The following is a 12,854-nucleotide window of genomic DNA, read 5'->3' as shown; positions in this document are numbered from 1 at the left end:
TTTTAAACTTGGCATGAAACTTGCTTATATAAAAGGGAGAGACGAAAGGAGGAATTTCAATGGACGTTGGACTTATAACTAGGAAAATGGCAAACGTGTTAAATGACAATCATCAAGCAAAAATAGCAATAAAAGAAGAAATGGGTAAAGCATGGACATACAAAGAACTCCATACAATATCAAATGCATACGCGAATAAGCTTGCTGAATTAGGAGTCCAAAAAGGAGACCGAGTTGGCGTATTGCTTTACAATTGCCTGGAATATTTCGGTTTATATTTTGCTATTGCGAAAATCGGTGCAATTGCCGTTCGTCTTAATTTTCGACTTTCGAGTGCAGAATTAAAATATGCATTAAACGATTCTCAAACGAAAATATTATGCTTTCATTCTAATTTGGCAAGTGAACTGGAGGAAGTTCGAGGGCATGTTTCCGTAGAACAGTACATATGCCTGAAAAATGAAGGGGAAATAAAACCGGATTGGTCTAAGCCATGGAGTCTATTAGAAAGCGGCCCTACGGATGAAGTAGTGGAAAATAATATTAAATTGAGTGATCCAGTCATGTTAATGTATACGTCAGGTACAACGGGTAGACCAAAAGGCGCCATTTGGACGCATGACACGACACTTTGGTTTTCTGCCATGCAATCGTTGAAATGGAAGTTTACAGGACAAGAAATTGGCATGACGACAGGTCCCCTTTATCATGTAGGCGCAATGGAAGACATTGGACTTCCAATACTATTGATGGGTGGAACACTTGTCATTACAAGAAGCCAAGGTTTTAAGATTGATAGAATCCTATCCGTAATTGAACAAGAAAAAGTGACTGATTGCTTCTTATTTCCATTTATGATTTATGAAATGTTGAATTTCGATAATATTGATTCGTATCAACTGAAAAATTTAAAAACAATTTATACAGGGGGCGATCCATTATTGCCTTCTGCACTAGAACAATTAAAAAAGAAATACCCAGATGTGGGTGTTGTTCAAGTATATGGATTGACGGAAGGGACGCCAATCGCAGCATCGCTCGATCCACAAGATGCTTTTACGAAAGGACAAACAGTAGGTAAGCCAATGCCATTAACAGAGATTAACATATTGGATGACGATGGGCACCCGATACCAGTCGGGGAAGTAGGGGAAATTGCCATTAAAAGTCCAGCTGTTTCGGTAGGGTATTGGCGAAAACCCGAAGCGACAATGGAGACGTTTGTAAATGGCTGGTGTAAAACTGGGGATTTAGGCGTGTTTGATCTGGACGGCTACTTAACGATTGTGGGTAGAAAAAAAGATATGATTCGAAGTGGTGGGGAAAATATCTACGCCGCTGAAATTGAAGATGTATTATACCGTCACGAGGCGATAAAGGAAGTTTCCATCATCGGTATACCCGATTCCAAGTTCATAGAAGCTGTTTGTGCTGTTGTCGTGAAAAAGGAAGGATCGAACTTAACAGAAGAGGACGTAATTAGTCATTGTGTAAAAAATCTAGCAAGCTATAAAAAGCCTAGAAAAGTTATTTTCGTAGATGAATTACCACGAACACCTTCCGGCAAAATTCAAAAATTTGTTTTACGACAAGACTATAGCGAAGTGAAAATATAAAAACGAGGTGCTAAAACGATGCAAAAAGTCCAAGTTGTTTCATGGTCATTACAACAAAATATCGCACTAATTGTCATCGATAATCCACCTGTGAACGTCTTAAGCGCAGATGTTATTGAACAATTGAACATAGTCGTGGATGAAATCGAAAGAGATCCTAACGTAAAAGTAGTAGTTTTAACAGGTGCAGGCGAAAAGGCGTTTGTAGCTGGTGGGGATATTAAAGGATTTCCAGAGTGGATTGGAAAAGGAGTCGAAGAAGCAAAGCAAAAATCGCTTTGGCTTCAAGAACCACTAAATAAGATCGAACGGTTACCTCATCCGACTATTGCGGCGATAAATGGTCTTGCCCTTGGCGGGGGGTGCGAACTCGCGTTAAGCTGTGATATCCGAGTTGCGGAGGAACATGTACAGATCGGTCTTCCAGAAGTTAAATTGGGATTATTTCCAGGGGCTGGGGGGACGCAAAGGCTGCCACGGCTAATAGGAAAAGCAAGAGCGAAAGAAATGATTTTTACTGGTGAGTCTATCTCGGCAGAAGAGGCAGAACGAATCGGACTTGTTAATCACGTTGTTCCGAAGGGGACGTCTTTGGAGAAAGCGATGGAAATCGCAAATAAAATTAATAAACACTCTTCACTTCCTATAACTTTTGCCAAAAGCTCGATTGATGTTGGATATGAACAACCACTTGATGAAAGTCTTGTTACGGAAGCAACCTATTTTGGCCATGCTTTTCAGACGAAGGATGTTCAAGAAGGCGTGGAAGCTTTTATACAAAAACGAAAAGCTAATTTTACGAATAATTGATTATATAAAGAAACTTAAAAGGAGAGATGTATATGTTTTCAAAAATTTTGATCGCCAATCGTGGAGAAATTGCATTAAGAATTATTCGAACTTGTAAGGATCTAGGCATTCAAACTGTTGCCATCTATTCAGAGGCAGATGCGGAGACCTTGTTCGTTCGACAAGCTGATGAAGCATACTGCGTAGGAAAGCCACCTGTACATCAAAGCTATTTAAATATCGACGAAATTATTCGTGTGGCCAAAGTTAGTGGAGCAGAGGCAGTACATCCAGGATACGGTCTTTTATCAGAGAACGCGGTATTTGCTAGGAAATGTGTAGAAGCAGGACTCGTATTCATCGGGCCTTTATCGGATATTATCGCTTCTATGGGAAGTAAAATTGAAGCACGTAAGATGATGAAAGAAGCAGGTGTACCGGTTGTAGAAGGGATCGATACTGCTTTGGATAATAAGGAGCAAGCAAGAGAAGCAGGAAGAGAAATCGGCTATCCACTGATGCTTAAAGCGTCTGCGGGAGGCGGCGGAATCGGTATGCAACTCGTTAACTCCGAGGAAGAACTAATAAAAGCTTTCGAAGGAAATAAAAAACGTGCAGAATCATTCTTTGGTGATGGAACGATGTTTTTAGAAAAATATATCGCTGATCCGCATCATATTGAAGTACAGATTCTAGCCGACACACATGGAAATGTCATTCCACTGTGGGAAAGAGAATGCTCTATCCAGCGTCGTAACCAAAAAGTTGTGGAAGAAGCACCATCTCCATTTATTAGTGAAGAAACACGTCAAAAAATGCTAGATGCAGCTGTCCAAGCAGCAAAACATATTGGGTATTCCAATGCGGGTACGATTGAGTTTTTAGTGGATCGTGAGCAAAATTTCTACTTTTTGGAGATGAACACAAGATTACAAGTGGAGCATCCAATTACTGAAGAAATTACTGGTCTCGATTTAGTAGAACAACAGTTAAAAGTGGCGTATGGAGAGCGTTTATCTCTTACACGTGAAGAAGTTCAACGAAAAGGGCATGCGATTGAAGTGCGTATATATGCAGAAGATCCTAAAACATTTTTCCCGTCACCTGGAAAGATAACAGAATTTCAGCTACCACAAGGGAAAGGTATCCGAAATGAGTGTGCGATAGAAGCTGGCTCGCAAGTGACACCATTTTACGATCCAATGATTGGCAAACTGATCGCTTGGGGAGAAACGCGCAGCGAGGCATGTGCCCGAATGAAAGAAGCGCTTGAAAATTACAAAGTAGAAGGCATTAAAACGAATATTCCAATGCTCATTGAAACGGTTAGCCATGAACAATTTTTAGCTGGATATACAACAACTGATTTTGTGAATAAATATTACTTAGCGCAAAAAGCAACAAAATAAGGGGGAAATAAATATGACAAACATCGTAGCAAGTATGGCAGGAAGTGTATGGAAAGTATTAGTGACAGAAGGAGAAACAGTAACAGAAGGGCAAGATGTAGTAATTCTTGAATCAATGAAAATGGAAATTCCGATTGCAGCTGAGAAAACTGGCGTAGTGAAGAAAATCCATATTAAAGAAGGCGACTTCGTGAATGATGACGATGTACTCATCGATGTTGAATAGGGAGGTAAAATCTTTGAAACTACCAAAAAGCGTAAAGATAAAAGAAGTTGGCCCAAGAGACGGCTTACAAAATGAAAAGCAAACTATTTCAACGGAAGATAAAATTGTTTGGATCGACTCGCTTTCAAAGACAGGGCTTTCTTATATTGAAGTCAGCTCATTCGTCCATCCCAAATGGATACCGCAACTAGCAGACGCATCGGAAGTGCTTGGGAAAATTCAGCGGGAACAAGGGGTTACGTATGCTGCACTAGTTCCTAATTTAAGAGGACTTGAGCGGGCATTAGAAGCTAATGTAGATGAAGTGAGTATTTTCATGTCAGCAAGTGAAGCTCATAATCAAAATAATATTAATAAATCGATTGAAGAAACGTACCCAATTCTAAGCGAAGTAGTTAAGGAAGCGAAAGCAGCGGGAAAAACGGTCAGAGGTTATTTATCTACAGTGATTGGATGTCCATATGAAGGCGTGATTGCAACGCAGCAAGTAAGGAAAGTGAGCGATCGTCTATTTTCCATGGGAATAGATGAGCTTTCGTTAGGGGATACAATCGGCATTGGCGTGCCAAATCAAGTGGAACAATTGCTCGAGGAGCTACTACCTCATTTCGATGCAAATAAACTTGCGATGCATTTCCATGATACGAGAGGAACGGCACTAGCCAATATTGTGAAATCACTTGAAATGGGAATTACAATCTTTGATAGCTCCCTTGGCGGATTGGGCGGCTGCCCGTATGCAAAAGGTGCATCAGGAAATGTAGCGACAGAGGATCTATTATATATGCTTCATGAAATGGGAATTGAAACTGGAATTGATCTAGATGCAGTGATGAAATCAGCCCAACTTATTGAAAAAGTAAGAGGAAAAAAGCTGAATAGTCGCCAAATGGATATTTTGAATGCGGAAGAAGGAGCTGTTTGCAATGGTTGAAACCGTATTAACAAACATGCAAGTAGAAAAACGTAGTGACGGAATTGCGATCGTCACATTAAATCGGGCGATTGCTGCAAATGCTTTATCAAAGCAGATGCTCCATGATTTAAAAATGGTTGCTAATGATTTAAGAAACAATCCGGAAGTTCGAGTAATCATTCTAACAGGTGCCGGGGAAAAAGCATTTTGCGCCGGGGCAGATTTAAAAGAGCGAAAAACAATGACAGAAAACGAAGTTAAACAAGCTGTTCGATCTATAGGGGAGACTTTAAATGAAGTTGCTGCTCTTCCACAACCTGTTATTGCTGCACTGAATGGAGTTGCATTCGGAGGAGGGCTTGAGTTGGCACTTGCTTGCGACCTCCGAATCGGTGCTTTAGAAGCAAAAGTAGGATTAACAGAAACTTCTTTAGGTATTATTCCGGGAGCAGGAGGCACACAACGCCTACCTCGTTTAATCGGACTTGGAAAAGCGAAAGAACTAATTTATAGCGCTAAGCGATTGACTGCTGAGGAAGCAGAAGCGCTTGGAATACTAGAATATGTAGTCCCTCGTGAAAGCCTGTTAGATAAAGCGCTAGAAATAGCAACATCCATGGCAAAGAACGCTCCGCTTGCATTAGTCCAAGCAAAAGCTGCAATCAATAATGGGTTTGAAGTAGATCTTAGCACAGGATTGAAAATAGAAGAGCTTGCGTACAACGAATTGCTACCGACTGAAGATAGATTAGAAGGTTTACGCGCATTTGCGGAAAAACGCGCACCACAATATACAGGAAAATAAGGAGGAAACAACATGACAACGACAGCTTCACAAACAGATTACCAGCTTAAAAAAGATGCTATCTTGCAAGGTGGGCAAGAAAAATACCATAAAAAAAACCAAGAACAAGCGAAAATGTTCGTTCGAGATAGATTGAACTTGCTATTTGATGATGGTTTAAAAGCGGAAGATGGCATGTTTGCCAACTTACTAGCAGGTGATCTTCCAGCGGATGGTGTTGTTACTGGAATTGGTAAAATAAATGGCCGTACCGTTTGTGTCATGGCCAATGACTCTACTATTAAGGCAGGTTCTTGGGGGAAACGAACAGTAGAAAAAATTATCCGTATTCAAGAAACAGCTGAAAAGCTGCGCTGTCCAATGCTTTATCTTGTTGACTCTGCTGGGGCTCGCATAACAGATCAACTAGAAATGTTCCCAGGTCGTCGAGGAGCTGGACGAATTTTTTATAACCAAGTCAAAATGTCAGGGAAAGTACCACAAATTTGTCTGCTATTCGGACCGTCTGCAGCTGGCGGAGCATATATTCCAGCATTCTGTGATGTAGTGGTGATGGTGGAAGGGAATGCTTCGATGTATCTAGGATCTCCTCGAATGGCAGAAATGGTTATCGGTGAAAAAGTGTCCCTAGAAGAAATGGGTGGAGCGAAAATGCATTGTTCCGTTTCTGGTTGCGGTGATGTGCTCGTACCAAGCGAGGAAGAAGCTATTGCGTACGCTAGAAAATATTTAACGTATTTTCCGGAAAACTTTACTGAAAAGCCGGTAAAAGCGGAAGCAAAAGAACCAGCTTTTTTTGAAAAAAGCATTGAGCAGTTAATTCCTAAAAATCAAAATGTACCATTTGATATGTATCAGTTGATTGAACGACTAATAGATGAAGACTCCATGTGTGAGATTAAGAAACTGTTTGCACCTGAACTTATAACATGTCTAGGACGAATCAACGGTCAGCCAATCGGAATTATTGCAAACCAACCACGTGTAAAAGGCGGCGTACTATTTCATGATAGTGCAGATAAAGCAGCGAAATTCATTAATCTTTGTGATGCTTATCATATCCCTTTATTATTCCTTGCCGACGTACCGGGCTTCATGATTGGAACAAATGTAGAAAGAGCTGGGATTATTAGACATGGTGCTAAGATGATTTCAGCGATGAGTGAAGCAACTGTCCCTAAAATGACAGTAATCGTCCGCAAAGCTTATGGCGCTGGCTTATATGCAATGGCGGGTCCAGCTTTTGAACCAGATTGCTGTATCGCGCTACCTACAGCTTCTATTGCGGTCATGGGGCCAGAAGCCGCGGTAAACGCAGTATATGCAAATAAAATTGCTTCCCTTCCAGAAGAAGAGAGAGCTGCGTTTATAGCGGAAAAACGGGAAGAATACAGAGAAGACATTGATATTTATCGTCTAGCATCTGATTTAATTATTGATGATGTTGTCGAGGCAAACCGTTTGCGGGAGGAGCTTGCATCACGTTTAGATGTTTATATGTCGAAATATTTGGTTTTCACTGATCGTAAACACGGGGTGTATCCAGTTTAACTTGGCTCAGTAGTGAAAACACTCTGCTGATTTAAAGAACTCTTGCTAAAATGGCTGCTTCCAATGATGGTAATTGCGGTGAGATCGTCCAAGCTGGATACGATTGTCCAACTTTCGTGGGAGATTGTCCAACTATCTGAAGGCATTGTTCAGGTTTTATAGAAGATAGTCCAACTTTGCGGTGAGATAGTCCAAGCTGGATACGATTGTCCAACTTTCGGGGGAGATTGTCCAATATCTGAAGGGATTGTCCAGGTTTTATAGAAGATAGTCCAACTTTGCGGTGAGATAGTCCAAGCTGGATACGATTGTCCAACTTTTGTGGGAGATAGTCCAACTATCTGAAGGCATTGTCCAGGTTTTATAGAAGATAGTCCAACTTTGCGGTGAGATCGTCCAAGCTGGATACGATTGTCCAACTTTCGGGGGAGATTGTCCAACTATCTGAAGGGATAGTCCAGGTTTTATAGAAGATAGTCCAACTTTGCGGTGAGATAGTCCAAGCTGGATGCGATTGTCCAACTTTCGTGGGAGATTGTCCAGCTATCTGAAGGTATTGTCCAGGTTTTATAGAAGATAGTCCAACTTTGCGGTGAGATCGTCCAAGCTGGATACGATTGTCCAACTTTCGTGGGAGATTGTCCAACTATCTGAAGGGATTGTCCAGGTTTTATCGAAGATAGTCCAACTTTGCGGTGAGATAGTCCAAGCTGGATACGTATTGCCGCTTTCGTGGAGGATTGTCCAAACGAAATTACGCTGAGACGTAATTGATATATTAGTATTTATAAACAAAGGGGAGATTGAAATGTTCAATAAATACTTTGAAGATTATAAACTTGAAGACACTTGGAGTTCTAAAGGAAGAACGATAACAGAAGCCGATATCGTTATGTTCTCTGCTTTAAGTGGGGACTGGTTCCCACTTCATACGAATATTGAATATGCAAAGGAAACCCAATATAAAGAGCGAATCGCTCATGGGATGCTAGTACTTTCTATTACGACCGGATTAGTACAATTTGAACCGGGAATTGTCGTCGCATTTTACGGTATGGATAAAGTAAGATTTACAAATCCAACTTTTATTGGAGATACCATTCAGCTATCAGGGAAAGTAATTGATTTGAAGAGTAAAGGGCAGAACCAAGGGGTTGTAACGGTATTACAAGAAGTGAAGAAGCAAACAGATGAAACAGTGGCGGTATTCGAAATGAAGCTCTTGGTGAATAAAAAGACTTTAGATTAATTGAGGGAGAACATTTATGAATCTAATTATTATTCTATTAGCACTAGGACTACTCATGTTTTTAGCTTATCGTGGCTTTTCTGTCATTATCATTGCTCCGATATGTGCTTTACTTGCCGTATTTTTGACAGACCCAAGCCATGTGTTACCGTTCTTTTCTAATATTTTTATGGAAAAAATGGTTGGCTTCGTAAAATCATATTTTCCAGTATTTTTACTTGGAGCTATTTTCGGTAAAGTAATTGAGATGTCCGGTATCGCGGCAAGAATCGCAAAAGTAATTATTCGATTTATTGGAGTTAAACAGGCCATTCTTACTGTTGTATTAATGGGAGTTATACTAACTTATAGTGGGGTAAGTTTATTCGTAGCCGTATTTGCGATTTATCCATTTGCTAATCATTTGTTCCGTGAAGCAAATATACCAAAACGATTGATACCGGCTACCATTGCTTTTAGTGCTTTTACTTTTTCAATGGATGCGATTCCTGGATCGCCACAGATTCAAAATGTTATTCCGACCACCTTTTTTGATACGAACGTCTATGCAGCGCCAATGCTAGGTGGAATCGGTGCACTGTTTATTTTGGTAGTAGGTATGCTGTACCTAGAGAGCCGTCGCCGGAAAGCAGCTAAAAATGGGGAAGGTTATTATGGTATAGGAAAAAATGCGGTTAGTGAGTCGCCGGCTGCTAGCGAAATGGCTGCTACTAGTGAAGCCATTGCTGCACCTAGTACTACCATGCTAAATGCAAAAATAGATGTGAAAGATTTGTTAGCTTTTCTACCGCTGATATTAGTCGGAGTGATGAATAAGTTTTTCACTACTTATATTCCTAAATGGTATGCAGATGGGTTCGATTTTGCCAGCATTAATCTAGCACAATACGGAACCGTTAATATGAATCAGCAGCTTGCACTTTGGTCAGTGGAGCTTGCCCTTCTTGTAGGGATTTTTACTGCTATTGCCTTGAACTTCCAAGAGGTTAAATTGAGTTTCAAAGATAGTTTAAGTGTTGGGATAAGTGGTGCTTTACTGGCTACGATGAATACTGCTTCTGAGTTTGGTTTCGGAGGAATTATTTCGGCTTTGCCAGGTTTTGCTGTCGTTCAGAATTTCTTAGCTAACACCTTTACACATCCTTTAGTCAATGGTGCTGTGCTGACAAACGCACTTGCAGGTATTACAGGGTCTGGTTCCGGCGGGATAACTATTTCGCTAGGTATAATGGCGGATAAGTATGTAGAGGCTGCGAATGCTGCCGGTATCCCTTTAGAAGTCATGCACCGGGTCATTGCAATGGCTGCAGGTGGAATGGATACACTACCACATAATGGAGCAGTACTTACGCTACTTATGGTTTGTGGATTGACCCATCGACAAGCGTATAAAGACATTTTTGCAATTACGATCATTAAGACATTAGCGTGTTTCTTTGTAATTGGCGTATATCTTTTGACTGGAATTGTTTAAGGATTACAGTCACTCACAGAATATAGAAATAGCCGCCAAATCCTATAGGGGATGGCGGTTATTTCTTTTCGATAATCCTTTAGTTGTAATAAGGGAGTATTTAGTAAGAGAAAATGTCGTATTAGTTGTAATATATGAGCTTTTAGTTGTAAAAATCAGCTACTTAGTTGCAATAGTTATTTTTTGGAAATATATTTACAACAAACAATTCTATCAGAGCAATTTCTTCCAGCGGAGTATTATATCTTTTGGCATTTGGAGATAACTGAATGGAAGAATAGGTGGAATGGGGTTGTTTTGAAAATGCACGTTTTAAATATTACGTTGGAACTAATTGTTGGTTTTTTTCTTCTCTTTTTTATCGTTAAGTTTGTTGGGAAGAAAATTATTAAACAAATAAGCCCGTTTACGTTTATCGCAGCGATAGTATTAGGTGAATTACTTGGAAGGGGATTGTATCATGATGATGTAGGGTTATTTTATATTGTTTACACGATGGCATTATGGAGTATTTTGCTTTTTATCGTTGAATTTTTAGGGCAAAAGTTTTTAGCGGTTCGTGGGTTTTTTGAAGGGAAACCATCCGCATTAATAAAAAATGGCATTGTGGACCGTGAAGAGTTAAAGAAAAATCGAATGAATTTGAATCAGCTACAAAGCCTACTTAGACAAAGTGAAACATTTTCCATTCGAGAGGTCGCCTATTGTTATTTAGAGGCAAATGGATCGTTAAGCATTTTGAAAAAAACTAAGTATCAAAAGACAACACAAGAGGATTTCAACTTAGCTTCTAAAGCTGTTTATGTTCCTGTCACGCTTATCAGAGATGGCAAAGTTTTATGGGACGAGATTAAGGATTTGGGTTTTGACGAGGCATGGTTAACCAATCAACTTCATGCGAAAGGCATTTCGAGCGATAAAGACATTCTCATTGCAGAATGGTTAGAAGGGGACGGGCTTTTTGTTCAACTTCTTCGCGACACTCCTTCATCTTTCGATAGGCAATAAAAAAGAATAAGTAAATAAACAGTAACCGCTTGGACAGTCAAGCGGTTTTTATATATTCCATTATTTTTTTGTCTTGACTTCGAGATAAAAAGATCATAAACTAAATAAAACCAAGTAGAAAAGTATGAATTTGTGAAATATTAAATAGAAAAGGATGATACAAGTGGAAAAGACTAAGAAAGCAGTTCCAACTGAAGTTGATAAAAACGGGAAATTTATTCGTCAAAAAAATCAATTTGCAACGCCTTTTGGAGATAACCCAGGTGAACTTCCAGTAGAAGCTGGAAGATACCGTCTTTTATGGGCTGCTGTTTGTCCGTGGGCCCATCGTTCTGTCATTGTGCGGAGCTTACTAGGGTTAGAAGATATCATTAGTTTAGGTACCACTAGTCCAATGCGTCCTAAAATCGATCGCGTAGATTGGGAATTTTCTTTAGATAAAGACGGGGTAGATCCTGTTTTAGGCATTCAATATATAAGTGAAGTGTATAAAAAGACAGACCCAGAATATGCTGGTAGACCGACTGTACCTGTCATCGTTGATATGAAGGAACAAAAAGTAGTGAATAATGATTATTTTAGATTAACGAATCATTTGGAAACGGCATGGATTCCATTTCATAAGGATGATGCGCCGGATTTATATCCGGAACATCTACGGGAAGAGATTGATGCTCTAAGTGATGTTATTTTTCATGAAGTGAATAACGGTGTGTATAAATGTGGATTTGCTAGGTCGCAAGAAGCATATGAAGAAGCATATGATGTTTTGTTTGATCGATTAGATGAGTTGGAACAACGTTTATCAACGAAACGCTTTTTATTCGGAGACTTTATTACAGATTCAGATGTTCGATTGTATGCGACGCTTGTGCGCTTTGATGTTGCGTATTATTCCGCTTTTAAGGCGAATCGGAATCGTATTGTAGATTTTCCAAACCTATGGGGATATTTGCGAGATTTATACCAAACTCCTGGTTTTGGGGATACAACAGATTTTGAGGCGATCAAAATCCATTATCATCTATCCAATCATATCGCGAGCGATGATCAAAAAAGCCTAAATATTTTACCAAAAGGTCCGGATACGACTAACTTCCATTCTGCACATAATCGCGAAGCTTTAAGTGGAAAGAAAGAAAAGTTTCTCGTTCACAAAAGTAATTAAGAGGTAAGGAGATGAAAAAATGGTCATTGTTCGAGATGCTGTAGAAGAAGAACTATTTAATATTAGAGAACTAAGATTAGCTGCATATAAGGAACATTCATCAAAAATACCAGAAGCGCATTGGCAGGCTTTAAGAAAATCCATCTTATCGGATGGAGATATTGAAACCGGTGTGGAACGAATAATAGTAGAAAGTGATGGAGAAATTATAGGAAGTGTTGCATTATTTTCTCCTGATATAAAAGCCTATGATGGACTCTTGGAAGATGAACTTGGTTATCCAGAATTGCGAATGCTTGCTATCTCCTCCGAATCGAGAGGAAAAGGAATAGCAACATTGCTCATTAATGAATGTATTAAACGTGCAAAAGAAAAGGGTTTCTCCGAAATGGGGCTACATACTGCAGATTTTATGGAAGATGCCATAAGACTATATGAACGTCTAGGTTTCGAAAGGTTGCCACAGTTTGACTTTGAACCAGCAAATGATGGAATTATCGTAAAAGCGTTTCGGATTCGTTTTTAACAAAATGAAAGGTCCTCTATATGAAAAATATAGAGGATCTTTTTAGGTTAAGGGAGTGTCAGAATGTAACAAAATACCAATGGCAAACGTCTAATTTTATACATGTATTTTCGGGAG

13 protein-coding genes are annotated in these 12,854 nt (G+C 39.6%); 12 read left to right on the top strand and 1 reads right to left on the bottom strand.

Annotated features, from left to right (window positions below):
* The first annotated feature begins 59 nt into the window (after nt 1-59).
* Genes ACIQYS_RS11775 through ACIQYS_RS11745 form a run of 7 tightly spaced genes read left to right on the top strand, consistent with a single transcriptional unit; the run spans nt 60 to nt 7,312 of the window.
* Nucleotides 60-1,616, top strand: a complete 1,557-nt coding sequence (locus ACIQYS_RS11775; protein ID WP_402979609.1) for an acyl-CoA synthetase — start codon at nt 60-62, stop codon at nt 1,614-1,616.
* Between the two features lie 18 nt (nt 1,617-1,634).
* Nucleotides 1,635-2,426 (top strand): enoyl-CoA hydratase/isomerase family protein, encoded by a 792-nt coding sequence (locus ACIQYS_RS11770; protein ID WP_402979606.1) that lies wholly within the window; start codon nt 1,635-1,637, stop codon nt 2,424-2,426.
* A 32-nt stretch (nt 2,427-2,458) separates the two neighbouring features.
* The gene (locus ACIQYS_RS11765) at nt 2,459-3,814 is read left to right on the top strand and encodes an acetyl-CoA carboxylase biotin carboxylase subunit (RefSeq protein WP_402979603.1); all 1,356 of its coding nucleotides are present in this window, start codon (nt 2,459-2,461) and stop codon (nt 3,812-3,814) included.
* Nucleotides 3,815-3,827: 13 nt separating this feature from the next.
* The gene (locus ACIQYS_RS11760) at nt 3,828-4,040 is read left to right on the top strand and encodes an acetyl-CoA carboxylase biotin carboxyl carrier protein subunit (RefSeq protein ID WP_402979600.1); all 213 of its coding nucleotides are present in this window, start codon (nt 3,828-3,830) and stop codon (nt 4,038-4,040) included.
* A gap of 13 nt (nt 4,041-4,053) precedes the next feature.
* Nucleotides 4,054-4,974, top strand: coding sequence for a hydroxymethylglutaryl-CoA lyase (locus ACIQYS_RS11755; RefSeq protein WP_402979597.1), 921 nt, complete (start codon nt 4,054-4,056; stop codon nt 4,972-4,974).
* Nucleotides 4,967-5,761 carry an enoyl-CoA hydratase gene (locus ACIQYS_RS11750; protein WP_402979594.1) on the top strand — a complete coding sequence of 265 codons (795 nt, stop codon included), beginning with the start codon at nt 4,967-4,969 and terminating at the stop codon, nt 5,759-5,761. Before ACIQYS_RS11755 ends, ACIQYS_RS11750 begins: the two co-directional genes overlap by 8 nt.
* 12 nt (nt 5,762-5,773) lie before the next feature.
* The gene (locus ACIQYS_RS11745; protein WP_402979591.1) at nt 5,774-7,312 is read left to right on the top strand and encodes an acyl-CoA carboxylase subunit beta; all 1,539 of its coding nucleotides are present in this window, start codon (nt 5,774-5,776) and stop codon (nt 7,310-7,312) included.
* A 31-nt stretch (nt 7,313-7,343) separates the two neighbouring features.
* Here the strand turns inward: ACIQYS_RS11745 and ACIQYS_RS11740 are convergent, their stop codons facing one another.
* Nucleotides 7,344-7,628: a hypothetical protein gene (locus tag ACIQYS_RS11740; protein WP_402979588.1), complete on the bottom strand. Its 285-nt coding sequence runs from the start codon at nt 7,626-7,628 to the stop codon at nt 7,344-7,346.
* 492 nt (nt 7,629-8,120) lie between these two features.
* Between ACIQYS_RS11740 and ACIQYS_RS11735 the strand changes: the two genes are divergently transcribed.
* The 5 genes from ACIQYS_RS11735 (at nt 8,121) to ACIQYS_RS11715 (ending at nt 12,737) form a co-directional block, all read left to right on the top strand.
* The gene (locus ACIQYS_RS11735; protein ID WP_402979585.1) at nt 8,121-8,561 is read left to right on the top strand and encodes a MaoC/PaaZ C-terminal domain-containing protein; all 441 of its coding nucleotides are present in this window, start codon (nt 8,121-8,123) and stop codon (nt 8,559-8,561) included.
* 16 nt (nt 8,562-8,577) lie between these two features.
* Complete coding sequence (locus ACIQYS_RS11730; RefSeq protein ID WP_402979582.1) at nt 8,578-10,035, top strand: GntP family permease; 1,458 nt, start codon at nt 8,578-8,580, stop codon at nt 10,033-10,035.
* A 303-nt stretch (nt 10,036-10,338) separates the two neighbouring features.
* Entirely contained in the window at nt 10,339-11,043 is a 705-nt protein-coding gene (locus ACIQYS_RS11725; protein WP_402979579.1) for a YetF domain-containing protein, read from the top strand.
* A gap of 154 nt (nt 11,044-11,197) precedes the next feature.
* Nucleotides 11,198-12,211 (top strand): glutathione S-transferase family protein, encoded by a 1,014-nt coding sequence (locus ACIQYS_RS11720; protein ID WP_402979576.1) that lies wholly within the window; start codon nt 11,198-11,200, stop codon nt 12,209-12,211.
* A gap of 19 nt (nt 12,212-12,230) precedes the next feature.
* A complete protein-coding gene (locus tag ACIQYS_RS11715; RefSeq protein ID WP_402979573.1) occupies nt 12,231-12,737 on the top strand; it encodes a GNAT family N-acetyltransferase in 507 nt (168 codons plus the stop codon).
* The last annotated feature ends 117 nt before the right edge of the window (nt 12,738-12,854 follow it).

Origin of the sequence: Psychrobacillus sp. NPDC096426 (assembly GCF_044762745.1) — a bacterium.
GTDB lineage: Bacteria > Bacillota > Bacilli > Bacillales_A > Planococcaceae > Psychrobacillus.
Note: the sequence above shows the minus strand (reverse complement) of the source record. Positions and strands in the feature narration are given on the sequence as shown.